This window comes from Streptomyces huasconensis, from assembly GCF_021028635.1.
In the GTDB taxonomy this organism is placed as follows: domain Bacteria; phylum Actinomycetota; class Actinomycetes; order Streptomycetales; family Streptomycetaceae; genus Streptomyces; species Streptomyces huasconensis.
Map to the genome: position 1 here is coordinate 6175026 of NZ_CP086119.1, position 21116 is coordinate 6196141.

13 protein-coding genes and 4 pseudogenes are annotated in these 21116 nt (G+C 70.8%); 10 read left to right on the top strand and 7 right to left on the bottom strand.

Annotated features, from left to right (window positions below; genetic code table 11):
• Window positions 1-20 precede the first annotated feature (20 nt).
• From J2N69_RS28060 to J2N69_RS28075, 4 genes are all read right to left on the bottom strand, one after another.
• Window positions 21-698 carry a potassium channel family protein gene (locus J2N69_RS28060; RefSeq protein ID WP_127910112.1) on the bottom strand — a complete coding sequence of 226 codons (678 nt, stop codon included), beginning with the start codon at window positions 696-698 and terminating at the stop codon, window positions 21-23.
• Window positions 698-1366, bottom strand: coding sequence for a potassium channel family protein (locus J2N69_RS28065; protein ID WP_127910113.1), 669 nt, complete (start codon window positions 1364-1366; stop codon window positions 698-700). Before J2N69_RS28065 ends, J2N69_RS28060 begins: the two co-directional genes overlap by 1 nt.
• Window positions 1367-1501: 135 nt before the next feature.
• Window positions 1502-1741 carry a hypothetical protein gene (locus J2N69_RS28070; RefSeq protein WP_230903169.1) on the bottom strand — a complete coding sequence of 80 codons (240 nt, stop codon included), beginning with the start codon at window positions 1739-1741 and terminating at the stop codon, window positions 1502-1504.
• The gene (locus J2N69_RS28075; RefSeq protein ID WP_230903170.1) at window positions 1741-2073 is read right to left on the bottom strand and encodes an ArsR/SmtB family transcription factor; all 333 of its coding nucleotides are present in this window, start codon (window positions 2071-2073) and stop codon (window positions 1741-1743) included. The genes J2N69_RS28070 and J2N69_RS28075 overlap by 1 nt, the downstream gene beginning before the upstream one ends.
• Before the next feature lie 248 nt (window positions 2074-2321).
• Here J2N69_RS28075 and J2N69_RS28080 point away from each other — a divergent pair, with 248 nt between their 5' ends.
• The 6 genes and pseudogenes from J2N69_RS28080 to J2N69_RS36825 all read left to right on the top strand — a co-directional run bounded on the left by J2N69_RS28080 (window position 2322) and on the right by J2N69_RS36825 (window position 11786).
• Window positions 2322-5021, top strand: a complete 2700-nt coding sequence (locus tag J2N69_RS28080) for an MMPL family transporter (protein ID WP_230904905.1) — start codon at window positions 2322-2324, stop codon at window positions 5019-5021.
• Between the two features lie 61 nt (window positions 5022-5082).
• On the top strand, window positions 5083-7155 hold the full coding sequence (locus J2N69_RS28085; protein WP_230903171.1) for an APC family permease: 2073 nt from the start codon (window positions 5083-5085) through the stop codon (window positions 7153-7155).
• Between the two features lie 103 nt (window positions 7156-7258).
• Complete coding sequence (locus J2N69_RS28090; protein ID WP_230903172.1) at window positions 7259-8602, top strand: class I SAM-dependent RNA methyltransferase; 1344 nt, start codon at window positions 7259-7261, stop codon at window positions 8600-8602.
• 650 nt (window positions 8603-9252) lie between these two features.
• A pseudogene (locus J2N69_RS28095) lies at window positions 9253-9690 on the top strand (sensor histidine kinase); the annotation flags it as partial.
• Window positions 9687-10155, top strand: a pseudogene (locus J2N69_RS28100) (response regulator); the annotation flags it as partial. The pseudogenes J2N69_RS28095 and J2N69_RS28100, both read left to right, overlap by 4 nt.
• Window positions 10156-10594: 439 nt before the next feature.
• Window positions 10595-11786 (top strand): annotated as a pseudogene (locus J2N69_RS36825) (ISL3 family transposase).
• A gap of 82 nt (window positions 11787-11868) precedes the next feature.
• On the opposite strand, the gene J2N69_RS28110 reads toward J2N69_RS36825, so the two are convergent.
• Window positions 11869-12294, bottom strand: coding sequence for a hypothetical protein (locus J2N69_RS28110; protein ID WP_230903174.1), 426 nt, complete (start codon window positions 12292-12294; stop codon window positions 11869-11871).
• Window positions 12295-12519: 225 nt separating this feature from the next.
• Here J2N69_RS28110 and J2N69_RS36705 point away from each other — a divergent pair, with 225 nt between their 5' ends.
• Both J2N69_RS36705 and J2N69_RS28115 read left to right on the top strand, forming a co-directional pair.
• The gene (locus tag J2N69_RS36705; RefSeq protein WP_408056922.1) at window positions 12520-12945 is read left to right on the top strand and encodes a helix-turn-helix domain-containing protein; all 426 of its coding nucleotides are present in this window, start codon (window positions 12520-12522) and stop codon (window positions 12943-12945) included.
• Window positions 12946-12996: 51 nt separating this feature from the next.
• Window positions 12997-13577: pseudogene (locus J2N69_RS28115) on the top strand (AMP-binding enzyme); the annotation flags it as partial.
• A 132-nt stretch (window positions 13578-13709) separates the two neighbouring features.
• Here J2N69_RS28115 and J2N69_RS28120 read toward each other — a convergent pair.
• A complete protein-coding gene (locus J2N69_RS28120) occupies window positions 13710-14717 on the bottom strand; it encodes a TauD/TfdA family dioxygenase (RefSeq protein ID WP_230903175.1) in 1008 nt (335 codons plus the stop codon).
• A gap of 143 nt (window positions 14718-14860) precedes the next feature.
• Complete coding sequence (locus J2N69_RS28125; protein ID WP_230903176.1) at window positions 14861-15799, bottom strand: TauD/TfdA family dioxygenase; 939 nt, start codon at window positions 15797-15799, stop codon at window positions 14861-14863.
• Window positions 15800-15993: 194 nt separating this feature from the next.
• On the opposite strand from J2N69_RS28125, the gene J2N69_RS28130 reads away from it, so the two are divergent.
• Both J2N69_RS28130 and J2N69_RS28135 read left to right on the top strand, forming a co-directional pair.
• The gene (locus J2N69_RS28130; protein ID WP_160507932.1) at window positions 15994-16209 is read left to right on the top strand and encodes an MbtH family protein; all 216 of its coding nucleotides are present in this window, start codon (window positions 15994-15996) and stop codon (window positions 16207-16209) included.
• A gap of 209 nt (window positions 16210-16418) precedes the next feature.
• A complete protein-coding gene (locus J2N69_RS28135; RefSeq protein WP_230903177.1) occupies window positions 16419-21077 on the top strand; it encodes a non-ribosomal peptide synthetase in 4659 nt (1552 codons plus the stop codon).
• Window positions 21078-21116 lie beyond the last annotated feature (39 nt).

A 21116-nucleotide genomic window follows, 5' to 3' on the forward strand; every position in this document is an offset into this window, starting at 1 on the left:
TCCGCGTACTGCCGCGACGGTCAGCCCGCCGCGCTCTCCCGGCGTACCGAGAGCAGGTCCTCCAACTGCTCCTCACGCGCCTGCGCGGCCACGAAGAGAAGCTCGTCGCCCGCCTCCAGGGAGTCCTCCGGCGTCGGCGCGAGGACGCGCGTACCCCGGATGATCGTCACCAGCGAGGTGTCCTCGGGCCACTGCACGTCACCGACGCGCGTGCCCGCGAGGGCGGACTCGGGCGGCAGCGTCAGCTCGACGAGGTTGGCGTCGCCGTGGCTGAAGCGCAGCAGCCGGACGAGGTCGCCGACGCTCACCGCCTCCTCGACGAGGGCGGACATCAGGCGCGGCGTGGAGACCGCGACATCGACGCCCCAGGACTCGTTGAAGAGCCACTCGTTCTTGGGGTTGTTCACCCGGGCGACGACGCGCGGAACGCCGTACTCCGTCTTGGCGAGCAGGGAGACGACGAGGTTGACCTTGTCGTCTCCGGTCGCGGCGATCACGACGTTGCAGCGCTGGAGCGCGGCCTCGTCCAGGGAGGTGATCTCGCAGGCGTCGGCGAGCAGCCACTCGGCCTGCGGGACGCGCTCGACGGAGATGGCCGTCGGCGCCTTGTCGACGAGAAGGACCTCGTGGCCGTTCTCCAGGAGCTCACCGGCGATGGAGCGACCCACCGCACCGGCTCCGGCAATGGCGACCCTCATCAGTGACCGCCTTCCTCGGGGCCTTCGGCGAACGCCGCTTCGACCTTGTCGACCTGATCGGTGCGCATCATCACGTGCACCAGGTCGCCCTCCTGGAGGACCGTCTGCGAGGTCGGAAGCACCGCCTCACCCAGCCGGGTGAGGAAGGCGACGCGGACGCCGGTCTCCTCCTGGAGCCGGCTGATCTTGTGCCCGATCCAGGCCTCGGACGCGTGCACCTCGGCGAGCTGCACGCCGCCGGTGGGGTCGCGCCACAGCGGCTCGGCGCCCGAGGGGAGCAGGCGGCGCAGCATCTGGTCGGCGGTCCAGCGGACCGTGGCGACCGTGGGGATGCCCAGGCGCTGGTAGACCTCGGCGCGGCGGGGGTCGTAGATGCGGGCCGCGACGTTCTCGATGCCGAACATCTCCCGGGCGACCCGCGCGGCGATGATGTTCGAGTTGTCGCCGCTGCTGACGGCGGCGAAGGCGCCCGCCTCCTCGATGCCGGCCTCGCGCAGGGTGTCCTGGTCGAAGCCGACGCCCGTGACGCGGCGGCCGCCGAACCCGGAGCCCAGGCGGCGGAAGGCCGTGGGGTCCTGGTCGACCACGGCGACCGTGTGCCCCTGTTGTTCCAGGGTCTGCGCGAGAGCGGAACCGACTCTCCCGCAGCCCATGATGACGATGTGCACGACCGTCCTTCCGGCTGTGTCAATACTCTGTGCTCAGGCTGAACGGTAAAAGCGTCTCAGACCGGAGCCCAAGCTACACACGCGCGGTCCGTGGAGGGCACCCCCGTGCACCTGCCGGGCGGATGGCCCGCGGGCTCAGTCCACGCTGCGCAGCAGGCCTTCGACGGTCTGCAGCCGGTGGCCCAGCTCCACGAGCTGGAGGCGGGTCGCCTCCTGCTCCGACCTGGCGCGCTCGACTGCCTCGCGGTACTCCTGCATGGCCTGCGCGTACTGCCGGTCGCGCTCGCGGTTGCGCTGCGACTGGAAGTAGGCGACGGCGACGACCGCGCCGGCGAGTATCAGGAAAAATGCGACCGGGATGATCACGTCGTCCACTAGGGCGTCCCTCTGTCCGATTGCTGTCCGTCGTCGCCCGCCCGGCCCTGCCGGGCGGCCGCGGAGATCGTATCCACGTTCAACCGCACGTCGAACGGCGCCAGTTCGAAGTACTTGAGCGCCTTGCCGTCGTCGGAGAGTTCCAGGCGGCCGACGACGAGACCCGCCTTCTCCATGCGTTCGAGGTGCATGTAGAGCAGGGGGCGGGACACCCCGAGCCGCCGGGCCAGTTCGCTGACGTACAGCTGGCCGGAGGCGAGTTCGCTGATGATCCGGATGCGCTGGGCGTGGCCGACGGCCGCGAGGAAGGCCAGTAGCTCCTCGCTGTCCATGGCCCGCCTTCGCGCTGGTCCCGATACCTGTCAGCCAAGGCTTACGCATGACGGGTTCCGCTGTCAATCCGCTACTCCGCAGTCTCACATAACAGTTGACGGCTCATTCCTTCACCTGTCAGTCTCCACTTACACATGACAGCCGAAGGGGTGGGGCGGGGATGGGCGTGGGGATGGGGACGGAGACGGAGACGGGGACGGATGTGAGGGCGGGGGCGGGCGGAAGGAGACGGTCGGTCACGGTGCGCGTGGCCCGGTGGAGTGCGCTGCACCCCTGGCGGGCGATCGTCGGGTGGCTGGTCTTCGTGGTGTTGTGCCTGGGCGGCGGGATCGCCGTCGGCTTGAACAGCGCCACCTCGGAGGACTTCCGCGTCGGCGAGGCCGGCCGGGCCGAGGCCCTGGCCGCCGAGGGGGGAGTTCAGCTCAGGCCGACGGAACAGGTGCTGATCCGGGCCGCGTCGGGCCCGCTGGACGAGGCGGCGGCCGACGCGGCCGTCAAGGACGTGACCGCCCGGATGAAGGCGCTGCCGGAGGTCGCCTCCGTGGCGGAGCCGGTGCGCTCGGCGGACGGGCGCGTCCTGCGGGTCCAGGTGGAGCTGAACGGCTCCGAACAGGAGGACCAGGAGCACGTCCCGCCGCTCCAGGCCCAGACCGAGAAGGTTGCGCAGGCCCACCCGGGCCTGGTCATCGAGGAGACCGGCGACGCCTCCGTGAGCAAGGGCGTCAGCGACCAGCGCGGCGAGGACCTCGCGTTCTCCGAGGCGATCACACTGCCCATCACGCTGATCACGCTGGCGGTGGTCTTCGGCTCCGTCGTCATGGTCGGCGTACCGGTGCTGCTCGCCATCACGTCGATCATGGCCACCATGGGCCTGGCGATGGTCGCCTCGCACCTGCTGCCCGACACGGGTGTCGGGATGAGCATGATCCTGCTCATCGGCATGGCCGTCGGCGTCGACTACACGCTCTTCTACCTCAAGCGCGAGCGCGAGGAACGGGCCAGGGCGGGCGGCCGCCTCACCTCCGAGGCGCTCGTCGAAGCCGCCGCCGCGACGGCCGGCCGGGCCATCGTGGTCTCCGGGCTCGCCGTGATCGTCTCCACCACCGCGCTCTTCCTGGCCCGTGACGTCATCTTCGACTCGCTCGCGACCGGCACCATCCTGGTCGTCGCCGTCGCCGTGGTCAGCTCCGTCACGGTGCTGCCCGCGCTGCTGGTCAAGCTCGGCCACCGCACCGAGCGCCGCGCGGCGAAGCGCGTCGCCCGGGGCAAGTCCGTACGCGCGTACGGGGAGAACAGACCCGGCCGCGCGTACGGCGAGAAGGGGCCCAGCCGCGTCTGGCACGCCCTGCTCACACCCGCCCGCAAGCACCCCGCGCTCACCCTCGGCGTGTCGGTCCTCGTCATGCTGGGGCTCGCGCTGCCCGCGCTGGAGATGAACCTCAAGAACCCCGCGCGGGACAGCTTCTCCCGCGAGATCCCGGCGATGAAGGGGTACGACAGGCTGCTCGCGGCCTTCCCGGAGCTGCGCGTGCGGCACCTGGTCGTGGTGCGGGCGAAGGCCTCGCAGTCCGACGAGGTACGGCAGGCCCTGCGGGAGCTGGACCGCGAGGCGAAGGCGGACCCCCTCTTCACCGCCCGCTCGACCGGGGAGCAGGGGAGCGGTAGCTCTGGTTCTCAGGTTCTCCGGTCCTCTGAGGGGCACGGGAGTGGCAGCTCCGGTGCGCAGGTTCTCCGGTCCTCTGAGGGGCAGGGGAGTGGCAGCTCCGGTGCGCAGGTCCTCCGGTCCTCTGAGGAACAGGGGAGCAGCATCTCCGGTACGCAGGTCCTCCGCTCCTCTGAGGAGCAGAGAGCCCGCGGCTCCGGCACCTCAGCCGCCCACTCCTCTGAGGAGCAGAGGGGCAGCATCTCCGGTACGCAGGTCCTCCGCTCCTCTGAGGAGCAGAGGACCCGCGCCTCCAGCACCCCAGTCACCCACCACTCCTCTGAGGAGCAGAGGACCAGCGGCCCCCGCACCCCAGTCACCCACTCCTCCGAGAAGCAGACCCCCACAGCCCCGCTCCTCCGCTCCTCCGAGGACCGGAGGACCACGACACTGGAGCTCAACTCCCGCCACGCCACCTACTCGACGCAGGCCGAAGCCTCACTCGACCGTCTGCGCCACCGCCACATCCCCGCCACCCTCGGCAAGCTCTCCGCGCTCCCCGGCGTGGAGACGGCCGTCACCGGCGAGGTGGCGCGTGGCGTGGACTACGTGGAGCACCAGAACGGGAAGCTGCCGCTCGTCCTCGGCTTCCTGCTCCTGATGACCTTCGCCATGACCGTCCACGCGTTCCGCTCGGTCGTCCTCGGCCTCCTCGGCGTAGGGCTCAACCTGATCTCCGCCGCCTCCGCGCTCGGGCTGCTCGTCCTCGTCTTCCAGGGCCGGTGGGCGGAGGACCTGCTCTCCTTCGTCTCGCTCGACGGCATCTCCTCGCGCGTGCCGCTCTTCCTCTTCGTGATCCTCTTCGGGCTCTCGATGGACTACCAGGTCTTCGTCGTCAGCCGGATACGCGAGGCCGCCCTGAACGGCGTACCCACGCGGCAGGCGGTCCTGGACGGCATCGCCTCCTCCGCCAAGGTGGTCACCAGCGCGGCGCTCGTCATGGTCACCGTCTTCGCGAGCTTCGTGATGCTGCACATCCTGGAGATGAAGCAGATGGGCTTCGTCCTCGCGGCGGCCGTCCTGCTCGACGCGTTCGTGATTCGCGTCATGATCCTCCCGGCTGCGCTGCTCCTCCTCGGCCGCGCCACCTGGTGGCCGTCCGGTGCGGTCCGGCGCGCGCAGGAGCGGCCGGCTCCCCGTCGCGAAGGGCCTGACGGGGGCGTTTCCATCGGGCCCGGGCGGGCGTACCCCGGGGGAAGTTTTGAGCGGCACTCTAAACCGGGAAGCGTCCCACACAGCGGATAACCGGAGCAGTTGGGGGTGGTGGGTTGGGCGGCCGTCCTTGCGACCGCTTACGATCCTCTGCGTGTCCAAACTGACCGACGTGCCCAAACGCATCCTGATCGGGCGCGCACTGCGCAGTGACCGGCTCGGAGAAACGCTCCTGCCGAAGCGCATCGCACTCCCCGTCTTCGCGTCCGACCCGCTGTCCTCCGTCGCGTACGCGCCGGGAGAGGTCCTCCTCGTCCTCTCCATCGCGGGTGTGTCGGCGTACCACTTCAGCCCGTGGATCGCGGTGGCGGTCGTGGTGCTGATGTTCACCGTGGTCGCCTCGTACAGACAGAACGTGCACGCGTACCCGAGCGGTGGTGGCGACTACGAGGTCGCCACCACCAACCTCGGCCCCAAGGCCGGCCTCACCGTCGCGAGCGCCCTGCTCGTCGACTACGTCCTGACCGTGGCCGTGTCGATCTCCTCGGGCATCGAGAACCTCGGCTCGGCGGTCCCCTTCGTGGTCGAGCACAAGGTGCTCTGCGCGGTCGCCGTCATCGTCCTGCTCACGCTGATGAACCTGCGCGGCGTGAAGGAGTCCGGGAAGCTCTTCGCCATCCCGACGTACGTCTTCGTGGCGGGCGTCTTCATCATGATCGCGTGGGGCGCCTTCCGGGGCATCGTCCTGGACGACACCATGAAGGCACCCACCGCCGACTACGAGATCAAGCCCGAGCACCAGGGCCTCGCGGGCTTCGCGCTGGTCTTCCTGCTGCTGAGGGCGTTCTCCTCGGGTTGTGCCGCGCTCACCGGCGTCGAGGCGATCAGCAACGGCGTCCCGGCCTTCCGCAAGCCGAAGTCCAAGAACGCCGCGACGACGCTCGCCCTCATGGGCGGCCTGGCCGTCACCATGTTCTGCGGCATCATCGCGCTCGCCATGGTGACCAAGGTCCGGATGGCGGAGAACCCGGCGAAGGACCTCTTCCACGACGGCGTCTCGGTCGGCTCGGACTACGTCCAGAACCCGGTGATCTCCCAGGTCGCCGAGGCCGTCTTCGGCCACGGCAGCCTGCTGTTCATGATCCTGGCCGCCGCCACCGCGCTGGTCCTCTTCCTCGCGGCCAACACCGCGTACAACGGCTTCCCGCTGCTCGGCTCGATCCTCGCCCAGGACCGCTACCTGCCGCGCCAGCTGCACACCCGCGGCGACCGCCTCGCGTTCTCCAACGGCATCGTGCTCCTCGCGGGCGCCGCCGCCCTGCTGGTCTTCATCTACGGCGCGGACTCCACCCGCCTGATCCAGCTCTACATCGTCGGCGTCTTCGTCTCCTTCACGCTCAGCCAGATCGGCATGGTCCGGCACTGGAACCGCCACCTGGCCGCCGAGAAGGACCAGAACAAGCGCCGCCGCATGATCCGCTCCCGCGCGATCAACACCTTCGGCGCCTTCTTCACGGGCCTGGTCCTGGTCGTCGTACTCGTCACCAAGTTCACGCACGGCGCCTGGGTCGCGCTGCTCGGCATGGTGATCTTCTACGTGACGATGACGGCGATCCGCCGCCACTACGACCGCGTGGCCGAGGAGATCGCCGCCCCGGACACCCCCACCGACGACAGCGTGCGCCCCTCCCGCGTCCACTCGATCGTCCTCGTCTCCAAGATCCACCGGCCGACGCTGCGCGCCCTGTCGTACGCGAAGCTGATGCGCTCGCACACCCTTGAGGCGCTCAGCATCAACGTCGACCCGGCGGAGACCAAGGCCCTCAAGGACGAGTGGGAGCGACGCGGCATCACCGTGCCGCTGAAGGTCCTCGACTCGCCCTACCGCGAGATCACCCGGCCGATCATCGAGTACGTGAAGAACCTGCGCCGGGAGAGCCCGCGCGACGTGGTCAGCGTGATCATCCCCGAGTACGTGGTCGGCCACTGGTACGAGCACCTGCTGCACAACCAGAGCGCGCTGCGCCTCAAGGGCCGGCTGCTCTTCACGCCGGGCGTGATGGTGACGTCCGTCCCCTACCAGCTGGACTCCTCCGAGGCCGCGAAGCGGCGGGCCCGCAGGCGCCAGGAGTGGAACGCGCCGGGCGCGGTGCGGCGGGGACCGGTGGAGAAGCCGCGGCGCACGAAGGAGAAGGACAGGGAGAAGGAGCCGAGCAAGAAGCTCTGAGCTTCTCGGGTCCCTCTCTGTGGCGAGCGGCCGGGCGACACCCACGTAGACTGGTGGGCTGTTGTCCGGCTGTTCCCTTTTCACGTTGTGGAGTCCCCCCGCCATGCAGGCAGAACCGAAGAATCCGCAGGCGGGGAACTCCCTGGTCGGCCGCGAGTACGAGGTCGAGATCGGCCCCGTCGCGCACGGCGGCCACTGCATCGCGCGGACCGCCGAGGGCCAGGTGCTCTTCGTACGGCACACGCTGCCTGGCGAAAAGGTCATCGCACGCGTGACCGAGGGCGAGGAGGGCGCGCGTTTCCTGCGCGCGGACGCCGTGACGATCCTCGACCCCTCCAAGGACCGCGTCGAGGCACCCTGCCCCTACGCCGGCCCCGGCCGCTGCGGCGGCTGCGACTGGCAGCACGCGAAGCCGGGCGCCCAGCGCCGCCTCAAGGGCGAGGTCATCGCCGAACAGCTCAAGCGCCTCGCGGGCCTGACCCCCGAGGAGGCCGGCTGGGACGGCACGGTCATGCCGGCGGAGGGCGACAAGCTGCCGCCGGGCGAGGTCCCCTCCTGGCGTACGCGCGTGCAGTACGCGGTGGACGCGGACGGCAACGCCGGCCTGCGCCGCCACCGCTCGCACGAGGTCGAGCCGATCGAGCACTGCATGATCGCGGCCGACGGCGTCTCCGAACTCGGCATCGAACAGCGCGACTGGTCCGGCATGGCGTCGATCGAGGCGATCGCGGCGACGGGCTCCCAGGACCGCCAGGTGATCCTCACCCCGAAGCCGGGCGCGCGGCTGCCGATCGTGGAGCTGGACAAGCCGGTGTCGGTGATGCGGGTGGAGGAGAAGGACGGCGGCGTCCACCGCGTCCACGGCCGCCCCTTCGTCCGCGAGCGCGCCGACGGCCGCACGTACCGGGTCGGCAGCGGCGGCTTCTGGCAGGTCCACCCGAAGGCCGCGGAGACGCTGATGCTCGCCGTCATGCAGGGCCTGCTGCCCCGCAAGGGCGACACGGCGCTGGACCTCTACTGCGGGGTCGGCCTCTTCGCGGGCGCCCTCGCGGACCGGGTCGGCGAGCAGGGCGCGGTGCTCGGCATCGAGTCCGGCAAGCGGGCGGTGGAGGACGCGCGCCACAACCTGGCGGGCTTCGACCGCGTCCGCATCGAACAGGGCAAGGTCGAATCGGTCCTCCCGCGCACGGGCATCACGGAGGCGGACCTGATCGTCCTGGACCCCCCGCGCGCGGGCGCGGGCAAGCAGACGGTACGCCACCTGGCGGGCCTGGGCGCCCGCCGCATCGCCTACGTGGCCTGCGACCCGGCGGCGCTGGCGCGGGACCTGGGGTATTTCCGGGAGGGCGGGTACCGGGTGCGGTCGTTGCGGGCGTTTGATCTGTTTCCGATGACCCACCATGTCGAGTGTGTCGCGATCCTTGAGCCCGCTGAGAAGGGCCGCTGACCTGCGGTGTTGTCTGGTGTGCATTATGGGCGTTGTGTGCGTTACGGGCGATATCTTGACGCACGCGGGACGCGCGTGACGCACGTATGACGCACGTTTGGTGCACTTCCTGATGGGTTATCAGGGGGGTGTTTCCGCAGGTCGTGGTGTGCCAGAGGGAGTCCGCAGTGGCGCCTTCTTGGCCTTCTCTTGGTTAAGCTCTGCCGGTTAAGTCCGGATTTCGGGCCCAGTGGAGGCGAGATTCATAGGTGCTTCGGTTGCCCAGGAATGGTTCAAGACCGGCTTCTCTGGGCTGCGGTGGTATGGGCAGCTTCGCTGCCACGGCGGCACGCGAGCCACGCGTCGATCTCGGCCCGTCCTGCCCGGGTGGCAAGGATGTGGCGTAGCCGCGTACCGCTGTGGCGTATTCGGTCAGGCGCTTGGCCCAGTGCCAAGCGCCTGACTGTTCTACGAGGTGCTCGACGCGATAGGCGTGGGTGTGTGAGACGCGGGCTTTATGTCTGACGCTTTCCCGATGCCGCTCTGCCGCTTCCGTGGCTTTTGATCGGGGTGGTCGTCGCACGACTTCGGCGAGTCGGTCTTCCAGCGGGCGGTTAGGGAGATCGGCCAGGCCGGCTTCCCCGTCAGCAGGGAACGCATCGACTTCTACCCGTGGGCCGCTGGAGGCGCTGCGCGACGACGATACGGCCCCACCGTACGGACTCGACCAGATCCCGGGGTTGGTGGAGCGGGTAGGCAAAAGTGGTCTGGCGGCGACGCTGACGATCGAGGGACAGCGGCACGGCGTGCTGGCCGCGGTGGGCCGGACCGCCTACCGGATCGTTCAGGAATCGCTGACCAACATCGCCCGGCACGCCGCCGCCACTACGGCGTCGGTCCGCATCGACTACCGGCCGGACGCTCTCGCCCTCCGGGTCGATGATGACGGCCGGGCCAGGCCGGACATGGCGCCGGAGCCCGGCATCGGGCTGCTCGGGATGCGCGAACGGGTCACTGCCCTCGGAGGCCACCTGCGGGCAGCACCGCGCGGCGAAGGCGGCTTCACCGTCCAGGCCGAGCTTCCCGTGGAACGGGCGTCGGCGTCGTGATCCGTGTCCTGCTGGTCGACGACCAGCCGCTCATCCGCAGCGGATTTCGCGCACTCCTCGACCTGGAAGACGACATCGAGGTGGTGGCCGAGGCCGCCAACTGACAGGAGGCCCTGGAACGCGCCAGAGAGCACCTGCCCGAAATCGCGCTCATAGACATCCAGATGCCGGTCGTCGACGGCATCGAGGCGACCCGGCGCATTGCCGCGGACCCGGCCCTGGCCGGGGTGCATGTCTCATCCTGACCAACTACGGCCTGGACGAGTACGTCTTCGACGCGCTGCGCGCCGGCGCCGCGGGGTTCCTCGTCAAGGACATCGTGCCGGAAGACTTCCTGCACGCCGTACGTGTCGCCGCGCGCGGCGACGCCCTGCTGGCACCGTCGATCACTCGCAAGCTATCAACCGGTACGTCACCCAGCCACTCCCCACCGGCACAGGCGCTGGCACGGGGCTGGAAGAGCTGCCCAGCTCGTGGGCCTCGCGTACGAATCCGGCCTGGTATCCCCTCGCAACTCCTGACATACACAGTTCGGAGCGCATGCCTGCCCGCACATGCTCCTCTGACTGAAGGCCCTCGCAAAGCTTCACAAGCTCTGCTTCGAAGTGGGGCCACTCGGGCTGGTTGGAGGCATGGGTACGAGATCTCACTCCGCATCCGTCCGCCACGCCACTCAGTAGGTCGTCGGATGCCTTGGACGGGGTACTGCCGTTTCTCGTGGACACCGAATACGGCGGAGCTCGGGTGCCTCCCTAAGAGATGAACAACCGCTGTCGCACATCGGGTTCTGGCTCAACTTCTGTGACGCGGACACTCTGAGTGACATCTGGGTCACTTCGGGTCGCACGTGAAGTCGCCCGAGAATGATTCATGGGGAGGGTGGTTGGGCTGACAGTTCGGGGCCGTGGAAGAGATTGTGCTCGGGTTGAAGGAGCTGCTGTTCCCGTCGATCGCGGACGTCGCGGTGCTGTCGGTGGACGTGAACTTTGAGATAGTGCGTGTTGATGCGCAATGCATCGCGGACGGCGCGGTATGCCCGGTCTACGGGGTCTGGTCGAACCGGGTTCATGGCTCCTACCTGCGATTTCCGGCTGATGTGCCGAGTGGTGGCCGAAGCGTTGTTCTCCAGTTGAGGGTCCGCCGGTTCACCTGCGGGAACTCAGGCTGCGCACGCCGTACCTTCGTCGAGCAGGTACCCGGCCTGACACGTCGGCATGGTCAGCGGAGCGAGCGGTTGCGCTCCTCTCTGGCTGCTGTCGCCTCGCCCTGCGGGCCGGGCCGGGGCTCGCATCGCCCGCGTTTTCGGGGTGTCCGTCAGCCGCAGCACGGTGCTCCGGCTGGTGGACGCTCTGCCCGAACCTGAGGCCCCCGCGCCGCGGGTGGTCGGCGTCGACGAGTACGCCACCCGCAGGGGCCGCCACTACGGCACCGTCCTCGTCGACAGCGAGACCCGCCGCCCTGTCGATCTGCTGCCGGATCGGGAGGCGTCAAGCCCGGCTGCCTGGCTCGCCGACCGGCCGGGCGTCGAAGTCGTGTGCCGGCACCGGGCGCCGTTCTTGGCCGAGGGCGCCTCCGCCGGCGCTCCGCAGGCCGTCCAGGTCGCGGACCGGTGGCATCTCTGGCACAACCTGGGCGAGGCCGCCGAGCGGGCCCTCGCCCAGCACCGCCGCTGCCTGCGGGCTCTTGTCCCGGCCGCCCCCGCACCCGAGCCGGAACCCGCCCCGGAAGAAGAACCGTCCGGTTCGGACTGGCTCGCCGCCGTCCGGCAGGACGACCTCCCCAGCCTCCACACCCTCGCCGTCGGCATCGACCGCGACCTCGACGCCGTCACCGCGGGACTCACCCTGCCCTGGAGCTCGGGCGCAGTCGAGGGACATGTCAACCGGATCAAGATGCTCAAACGCCAGATGTTCGGGCGGGCGGGCTTCAACTTCTTCGCAGCGCGCCCTATTGGCGTGACACAGAGTGGCCGCGCCACAGAAGTTGAGCCAGAGCCGCACATCGTGAACAGGGCCAGCGCGGCGTGCGCCAGGACGGATTCGCGCCGTCGGCCCTCGTTGAACCATCCCCCGTGGTGCAGCTCGTCCAGGACCTGACCCTCCTCCTCGATGAAGCCGAACACCACGGAGGTCGCGACGGGGAAGAACCAGCAGGGGCCGACGTTGGCGAGGTGCCCGTTCAGCTCGACGCGGTTGAGCGCCATGAGGGTGTGGCTTCGCGTAGGGCCGTCAGCTGCCGCTCAGTGGCGTCCAGGCCGGGAAGGTGAAGGTGGGCGTCGCGGTACAGGTACGCCGCAACCTGGTAGGCGATCTCCAGCACCTTCGCCGGATCACCGGTGGTGCGGCAGTGGGCACGGACGAACTCCAGGGCCCGCTGCTCGACCGCCTGGTCGGTGGTCTCCTGGGCGCCCAGGAGTTTTTTCTGGACGCGGTCCCAGTCGGCGACCACCCAGCTGGGGTTCTCGTAGCGAAAGAAGTAGCGGGCCGGGTCGACGGCGATCGTGTTGCCGGAGACGGCGATGCTGTCGATGCGGCTCCACGGCTCGGGCAACTCCACGGAGAACGGCGTCGTCGAGGTGCTGCCCGGTGAGGCGGCCATGGTCATGGCGGGATCCCTCCTGGTACGGCGGTTTCGGCTGCTCAGCGGACCGCTGGGCGCCGTACCTTGAGGACACCGCTGATCGGGTAGTCCGGGCAGGGGCGCTGTCTCCTCCTGCAAGGCCCTTTGCGTCGGATGCAAAGGGCCCGTCGGGTCCGCTCCGGCGCATCTATGGTGGGAGCGGCGCGGTCTCGGCTATCAACGAGACGGGGTGCAGACGTGGCAGATGGAATGCACGCGGCCCCTGGTGCTGGTGAAAGGCCCGGGGAGTTAGTACGCCGAACCCGTCGGACACGCGGGCTGACCCTCGCCCAGCCCGGTGAGAGAACCGGATATTCGGCCGCCCAGGTGTCCCGCTATGAGCGGGGCATCACCCACATGAACGACGTGGACGTGAGACGCAGGTTCGCGGACGCCCTCGAACTGCCACACGAGATGTTCGGACTCCTCGCGCCCACGCCTCGGTCGGAGATTCGACACGGTCAGGCGATCGACGCAACCGCCGCCTTCCCCCGCCTGCCCGCCCATAGGGTGGGTAGGCGGGGGTGGGAGGGCGGTGAAGATCCGGTGCGGCGAAGGAAGTTGCGGCCTCTGCGGACGAGGCGTTGCTGGGCGAAGTCCTGGTTGCCAAACTGCGAGACGCGATGCTGGGCCTAGGAGGCCCTCCCTCCGTGCCGTCCATCCAAGCGCTGGGTCGCGGAACCGCTCCGACCGAGCCCCGGCTATCGGGTCACGCTCCTCGACCCGGTCACCGGCGAACCGGGAACGGCGGAGGGCGAGATTTCCCTGGACCTGTCGGCGCGGCCGGTCGGCCTGATGACCGGCTGCCACGGGGATGCGGAGCGCACCGCTGAGGCGATGGCGGGCGGCTACTACCGCACGGGCGACATTGGATCACTCGACGCCGACGGGTACTCACCTATGTCGGCCGCAGTGATGACGTCTTCAAGTCGTCCGACTACAAGGTCTCCCCCTTCGAGCTGGAGAGTGCGCTGCTGGAGCACGAGGCGGTGGCGGAGGCCGCGGTCGTGCCCGCGCCGGACGCGCCGCGGCTCGCCGTCCCGAAGGCGTACGTCGTGCTGGCGAAGGGCTGGTCGCCGGGCGAGGAAACAGCAGCGGCGATCTTTGAGTACACCCGGTCGGTGCTGGCTCCGTACAAGCGCCTGCGGCGCATCGAGTTCACGCAGGAGCTCCCCAAGACCATCTCCGGCAAGATCCGGCGGGTCGATCTGCGGGAACGTACGGCGGAAGGGTCGGCGGACGAGTGGACGGAGCGGGGCAAGCGCTGAGTTCCTGCCCGAGGGCGCGCCGGAACCGGGCGATCGCGGCACCGCCTCCGGCCAGAACTGGCCGGAGGCGGTCCCGCGTGGCGTCGTGGAGGTCCGCGTCGTCACCGACCGGTACGACCTGTCGCGGGCGGGTCAGTCGAGCACGCTGCCGTTGCCGGGGCGGCTGCCGCGGGTGCGGCGGTTGTCCAGGAGGACGAACGTGCGGTGCAGCCAGCGGTCCTGGCCGTCGTAGCGCGGGGTGAAGGCCGAACGCCCGTGGATGGCCAGGCGGTTGTCCACGAACACCATCTCGCCGGAACGCAGCGGGACCGACGTCGAGGCTTCGACGAAGGCGTCCCGCAGTCGCTCCAGGGCCGCCGCGGCCTCCGCGTCGACGGCGGAGGTGGCATTGAAGTCCACCTTGACGTTGGGGTCTTCGATGTCTCCCGTGAGCACCGCGTGGGCGACGCCCGAGTCCCCCGACCGGAAGGACGGTGGCGGCACGGTGGTGAAGCGTTCCTGGTGCAGCACCTCGCGGGTCGCGGGGTTGAGCAGGCGCAGCGTGCGTCGAATCGACGAGACGAGGGTGCCGGCCGCGTTGTCGGGGTCCCCGCGCAGGCACAACAGGCCCACGAAGTCGGGGCGGTGCGGGTGGAAGGCGTTCTCGACGTGCAACTCCAGCGGTATGGAGCCCGCGTTGCTCTGTGACGACTCGCGCCCCGGGACCGGCACCACGTTCTGCACGAGGGCGCCCGACTTCTCGTCGCGGTAGGCGGCGATCTCGCCGAGCTCCACCGCGATCAGTACGGCGACGGCGGCCGGGACCGTGGCCTCCCGCTCCACCGACTCCGGAACCGTCGGCGTCGTGGGCAGCACCTCCGGGTCCACCGGCAGGTTGCGCAGCACAAGGGTGCCGTCCTCGCCGGGGTCGTGCCGGTAGGCCCGGATGACCTGGCGCAGCCTCGGCGGCAGGTGGGCGGAGAGTTCCCGGGCCGCGGCCACCCACTTGGCGTCGTCGATCAGCTCCGGCGTGGTGGTGACCAACTCCCGCGCCACGGCGTGGAATTCACGGCGCTCGGGGTCGGTCAGGGTCAGTGAGAGCGGTACGTCGGCGTCGGCGTCGGACCGGACCGCCCCGGGATCGGGGGTCGCGATGGACATGCGTCTCCTTCGGGCCTGTGCTTGCGGGGTGCGTCGCCCGACGGGGCCTCGGCGGCCGTTCGGGCGCACGGGAACGTGCGGGTACGTGCGTACGGGAGCGTGCGGAAACGTGCGTACGGGAACGTGCGTACGGGAGCGGGCTGTCAGCTGGACATGGCCACAAGGACCCGGCGGCTGCCGGTGAACGAGCGGCGGCCGTGGCCGACCAGCACGTTGTCGATCAGCAGCAGATCACCGGCGTGCCAGTCGACGTCGACGGCGGCGGCCAGGCCGCGGTCGCGCACCTGCAGCACATACGCGTCGGGGATCGGGCTGCCGTCGGCGAAGCAGACGGACTGCGGCAGTTCGTCGGCGGGCAGCACCCGGGCCAGTGCGGCCGCGTCCTCGCCGAGCGCCGCCGGGTGCCACTGGTCGGACTGGTTGAACCAGACCTCCTCGCCGGTCACCGGGTGACGCAGCGTGGACGGGCGGTCCTGGGTGACGCGCAGGGCGTCGCCGGGGAGCCACGTCCAGTTCGAGGCGGTCGTGGAGAGGAACTCCTCGACGGCGTCGCGGTCCTGGGTCTCGAAGGTCTCCTGCCAGCTCTTGCCGAGGCCGCGGCCCCCGTGCAGGTTCTGCGTGTAGCGCACCCCGCCGGCGAACGCCTCGCGCACCTCGTCGTCCAGCGACGCGAGCCACAGCGCGCCGTTCACCACGGGGGTGGCGCCGCCGGTTTCCGGGGCGGTGTGGCAGAAGAACAGCAGCCGGGACGGCCAACAGTGCGCGTACGAAAGCTCGTTGTGCATCGAGATGACGAATTCCGGCGGATATTCCGTCGACGTGTAGACGTTCCGTCCGACCTTGGTGCGGGGGGAATTCCCGTGCACGTAGGCCGCCCGGTCGGGCAGCAGGCGGTCCATGACGGTGTCGAGTTCGTCGGGGTCGACGCCGAAGCCCCGGAACACCAACGCCCGTTCCTCGGCGAGCCGTTCGGCGAGGTCGGGAAGAGCGTCGAGATACCCGGCGAGCCCTGCGGCGCCAGGTTTCGCGTCCACGCTCGCCGGGGTGATCTCCAGTGGTTTCCAGTTCCGGTGGTCCGGCATCCCGGCCTTCCCTTCTGCGCCCCCGCCGAGGCGTGTGGAATGCGATTCGCCGGACAGCTTGCGGAGCGTTTCTATACCGGCTCTACATGCCGGGGCGGCCCGATATAGAAGGCCTATAGCGCCAGTTCACAGAATCTCGAACGCCGATACGAGCAGATACGACACGTTCGAAACCCAACCGATCAGGGAGCGACATGGCCGAGCAGAACACCGACGCGCAGACCTACCTCGTTGTCCTCAATGACGAGGAGCAGTACTCCATCTGGTGGGCCGAGCGGGAGCTTCCGGCTGGCTGGCACGCCGAGGGCACCCGCGGCACCAAGGAGGAGTGCCTCGCGCACATCGGCGAGATCTGGACCGACATGCGCCCGCTCAGCCTGCGTCGCCGGATGGCGGAGGCGGCGGGCTGACCGCAGAGGCCCGCGCGGAAGCGGAGGCCCGGGGCTGAGCGGAGGCGCCCGCCCCGCTCACCCCCCGCCCGCCCCGCTCTCCCTCCGCCCGCCCCGCTCTCCTCCGGCGCTCGCACTCCCGCCGACACCGGGCTTCTCAGCCCTCTCGTCCGGCCCGCACCGCACCTCACTCCGCCCACCCACCGCACACGACCCCACGGGGAGCACTTGTGGCACGTCAGTCGCCCCTCCACCTTCTCTTCTCGGACCTGGCAGCCCAGGCCCCTGACCGGACCGCCCTCGTCGACGGCGACGGCGGGCGCGGGATCGGTTACGCGGAGCTCGACGCGGAGGCCAATCGGCTGGCGCACCTGCTGCGCGCGGCCGGTGTGGGCCGGGGATCGCTCGTCGCCGTGCATCTGCCGCTCTCCGCGGACCTGCCCGCGGCACTGCTCGCGGTCTGGCGGGCGGGCGCGGCGGTCCTGCCGCTGCCGGCCGACGCGCCGGAGGAGGGGCTGCGGGCGCTGCGCCGGTACGCCGAACCGGCGGCCGTCCTGACCCGAGGCGACGCGGCGGTCGCCCTGGGCGCCGGAGCCGGACCGGCTCCGGTGATCGACCTCGACGCCGAGCGCGACACCCTGCGTTCCCAGGCGGCCACCCCGCCCGAGGCCGGCGTCGCGGACGACGACCTGGCCTGGGGTGTCCAACTGCCCGACGCGGGCCAGTACCTGTTGGTGGATCACGCGACCGTCGCGCACCACGTCCGCTGGACCACCCGCCGCTTCGGTGTGACCGACGCGGACCGTGTGCTGTGCACGCCCTCCGGACTCGCCTCCTACTGGCCGCTGTTCACCGCCCTCACCACCGGTGCGACCGTGGTGACGGCCACGGCGAAGGGCCCTCTCGCCCACACGGTCGCCGCCCACGGCGTCACCGTCATGCCGGTCGCAGCCTCCGGTCTGGACGCCGCCGCGGCAGAGGGTGACTGGGCCGCCTGCGGCAATCTGCGCCTCGTCCTCGCCGCAGGAAGCCCCGCCGGCCCCGCCCCCACCGCTGTCGTCACCGCGGCCGGCGCCCAGGCATGGCAGGTGTACGGCCCCGACGGCGGTGCGCCCGCCGTCACCGCGTGCCCGGTGGAAGGCGGGTCCGGCGACGCCGCGGCCGCCGTATCCCTCGGACGGCCGGTCGACAAGGTGCGCGTGCTCGTGCTCGACGCGTACGGAGACCCGGTTCCCCCCGGCGTTCCGGGCGAGCTGCATGTCGCCGGCTCCGCGGTGGCGCGGGGGATCCTCGGCGACCCGCTCGCCACAGCCGAGCGGCTGCGGCCCGCCCCCTTCGGGGCGCCGGGCTCGCGCATGTACCGGACGGGCGACGAGGTCCGCTGGCGCGCGGACGGCGCCGTGGAGCTCCTCGGCCGGGTCTCCGACGGCGCACAGGCACCCGCGGCCTTGGCCGCCGAACTTCCCGGGCGGCCGGCCCACGCGGCCCCGGTCACCGCCGCCGAACGCGCCGTCTGCCAGACGTGGTCGGAGCTGCTCGGCATCACCGACATCGGCCTCGACGACAACTTCTTCCAGCTCGGCGGACACTCCCTCGTCCTCACCCAGCTCGCCGAAATGCTGCACAGGACCACCGGCCGCCAAGTGGTGCTCGCCGACCTCTTCGCCGCGGTCACGGTCCGCGAGCAGGCCGCGCTCGTCGACTCCGCGGCCGCCGTCGAACCCGCCGTCACCCCCGTCCCGCGCGACGGGGAGCTCCCGCTGTCCTTCGGCCAGCGCCGGCTGTGGTTCATGGACACGATGCACCCCAAGAGCCCGGAGTGGACGGCACCCCTCTTCATCCGGCTCTCCCCGGACATCTCCGCCGACACCGTCCGCCGCGCCCTTGACATCCTCGGCGAGCGGCACGAGGCGCTGCGCACCCGGTACGCCTCCCGCGGCGGCGAACCCGTACAGATCGTCGAGCCGTACACGCCGGTCGAGCTGCAGGTCGTGGACGGCGAGCGCGACGAGCTCCTCCCCGTCTACACCGAGCAGTTCGAGGCGGGCTTCGACCTGGAGGGCGGTCAGGTCTGGCGGGCACTGCTCGGCCGGGCCCCCGGCGAGGACCAGCTGCTCCTCGTCACCATCCACCACATCGCCTGCGACGGCTGGACCTCGGCCGTCCTGGAGGACGAGTTCCGCACCCTGTGCCGCGCCCTGCACGCCGGTGAGCGGCCCACGCTGCCCGAACTGCCCGTACAGTACGCGGACTTCGCGGCCTGGCAGCAGCAATGGCGCACCACCGAGCGGCTCGCCGACGACCTGGACTTCTGGCGCCGCACGCTCGACGGCATGGCCCCGCTCGAACTGCCCACCGACCACCCGCGCCCCCCGGAGCGCGACCCGCACGGCTCCGTCGTCACCTTCAGCATCCCGCAGCCCCTCGTCGACGCCGCGACCGCGCTCGGCCGCCGCAACGAGGCCACGCCGTTCATGACGCTCCTCACGGCCTTCGCCACCCTGCTCGCCCGGCACACCGGGCAGTGGGACGTCGTCGTCGGCGCCCCCGTCGCCGGCCGCACCCGGCCCGAACTGCGCCCCATGGTCGGCTTCTTCCTCAACTCACTCGTGCTGCGCTGCCCCTTGGAGGCCGGACAGTCCTTCCAGGACGCCCTCGGCCGGGTACGCGGCGCCTGCCTGGACGCCTTCGCCCACCAGGAAGTGCCCTTCGAGCACCTCGTCGAGGAACTGCGCCCCGAACGCGACCTGTCCCGCACCCCGCTCTACCAGGTCGCCTTCAACATGCACGACGAGCAGCTCACCGGCGGCATGCCCGACCGCACCGACCTCGACTACCTGCGCGGCGCCCGCCAGGTCTCCAAGACCGACCTCACCCTGTACGTACGGCGCGAGGCCGACGGCACCTGGACCGGCGCCCTCGAATACGCCACCGCCCTGTTCGAGCACGCCACCATCGAGCGCTTCGCGGACCACTTCGTACGCCTCCTGGACTCCGTGACCACCGCCCCCGCCACCCCGCTCGCCGAGGCGGACATCCTGCCCGCCGCCGAGCGCGCGCGGCTCCTCGGGGAGTGGAACGCGACCGCCGAGGAGTTCCCCGCCGGCACGGTCCTCGACCGGATCGAGGCCATGGCCACCGCCCACCCCGACGCCCCGGCCGTCCTCGCCGCCGACGCACGGCTGACGTACGGCGAACTCGACGCGTACGCCAACCGCATCGCCCACCAGCTCGCCGCGCGGGGCGCCGGACCGGAGACCATCGTCGGCGTCTGCCTCGACCGCGGGCCCGACCTGGTCGCCGCCCTCCTCGCCGTGTGGAAGACGGGCGCCGCCTACGTCCCGCTCGACGCGACCAACCCCGCCGAGCGACTGCGCCACGTCCTCACCGACAGCGGGGCGGCGTTGCTGCTCACCGACTCCGCCCTCGCGCACGCCACCGACGGCTTCACCGGCGCCCGTGTCCTCCTGGACCAGGACCGCGCGGCGATCACGGAACGCCCCGCCGACGCCCCGCCGCGGAGCGGCGACCCGGACGCCCTCGCCTACGTCATCTACACCTCCGGCTCGACCGGCACCCCCAAGGGCGTGATGGTCACCCACGGCGGCCTGGCCAACCATCTCGGCTGGGCGGCACGGGAGTTGACGTCCGGAAACGACGGCGGAGCGCCCCTGTTCTCCTCCATCGCCTTCGACCTGCCCGCCACGAACCTGTACGTGCCGCTGATGACCGGCGGCCCCGTGCACGTACTGCCCGCCGATCTGGACCTCGCGGACCTTGGCGGGGCCCTTGACGCCGCCGGACCGTTCGACTTCGTCAAGCTCACCCCCGGCCATCTGGACCTGCTCGCCCACCAGCTCGACGCCGGACAGACGGCCCGCCTCGCCGGGACCGTCCTCGTCGCGGGGGAGGCGCTGTCCGCCAGGACCGCCAACCACTGGCTGACCGCCCTCGGCGGCCACCGGCTGATCAACGAGTACGGCCCCACCGAGGCGTCGATCGGCTCCACCGCCCACCCGGTCACCGAGCCCCACGACGGCCCGGTCCCGCTCGGCGGCCCCCTGCCGAACACGACCGCCCACGTCCTCGACCCCGCGGGGCACCCCCTCCCCGTCGGCGTCGCGGGCGAGCTGCACGTCGGCGGGCACGGTGTGGCCCGCGGCTATCTGGGCCGCCCGGCACTGACCGCGGAACGCTTCGTGCCCGACCCGTTCGGCCCGGCAGGATCCCGCCTCTACCGCACCGGCGACCTCGCCCGCCGCCTCTGGGACGGCAGCATCGAATTCCTCGGCCGCATCGACGACCAGGTCAAGCTGCGCGGCTACCGGATCGAACTCGGCGAGGTCCGCGCACGGTTGACGGACCTTCCCGGTGTCCTTGACGCCGTCGTCGTGCTGCGCGACGACGAAGCGGGCGAGAAGTCCCTGGCCGCCTACCTCGTCCCGGACGGCCCCGCCGACCCCGACCTGGCGGCCGTCCGCGAAGGGCTCGCGGCCGTGCTCCCCGAGTACATGCTGCCGACCGCCTACGCCGTCGTCCCGGCGATCCCGCTCACCTCCAACGGCAAGGTCGACCACCGCGCCCTGCCCGCCCTCGACCTGGCGAGGGGCGCCTACCGGGCGCCGTCCACGCCGACCGAGGAACGCATCGCCGAGATCTGGGGCGAGATCCTCGGCCTGGAGCGGATCGGCGTGCACGACGACTTCTTCGCCCTGGGGGGACACTCCATCCTCGCCATCCGGATGACCTCCCGCCTCCAGGACGCCTTCGACGTGGACCTGACCATCCGGACGGTCTTCGAGCAGTCCACCGTCGGTGGACTCGCCCAGGCGATCGAGGAGCGGATCAGGGCCGAGATCGACCAGCTGACCGATTCCGAACTCGCCTGACCGCGCGAGCCCGTTGACTCACCGCCCGACGAACCGGGC

What these genes read in the sequence shown, in the direction of transcription:
- J2N69_RS28120 (WP_230903175.1), bottom strand. Translation starts at nt 14,717, where the DNA reads ATGTCCATCGCGACCCCCGATCCCGGGGCGGTCCGGTCCGACGCCGAC.
- J2N69_RS28130 (WP_160507932.1), top strand. Translation starts at nt 15,994, where the DNA reads ATGGCCGAGCAGAACACCGACGCGCAGACCTACCTCGTTGTCCTCAAT.
- J2N69_RS28090 (WP_230903172.1), top strand. Translation starts at nt 7,259, where the DNA reads ATGCAGGCAGAACCGAAGAATCCGCAGGCGGGGAACTCCCTGGTCGGC.
- J2N69_RS28125 (WP_230903176.1), bottom strand. Translation starts at nt 15,799, where the DNA reads ATGCCGGACCACCGGAACTGGAAACCACTGGAGATCACCCCGGCGAGC.
- J2N69_RS28075 (WP_230903170.1), bottom strand. Translation starts at nt 2,073, where the DNA reads ATGGACAGCGAGGAGCTACTGGCCTTCCTCGCGGCCGTCGGCCACGCC.
- J2N69_RS28060 (WP_127910112.1), bottom strand. Translation starts at nt 698, where the DNA reads ATGAGGGTCGCCATTGCCGGAGCCGGTGCGGTGGGTCGCTCCATCGCC.
- J2N69_RS28110 (WP_230903174.1), bottom strand. Translation starts at nt 12,294, where the DNA reads ATGACCATGGCCGCCTCACCGGGCAGCACCTCGACGACGCCGTTCTCC.
- J2N69_RS36705 (WP_408056922.1), top strand. Translation starts at nt 12,520, where the DNA reads ATGCACGCGGCCCCTGGTGCTGGTGAAAGGCCCGGGGAGTTAGTACGC.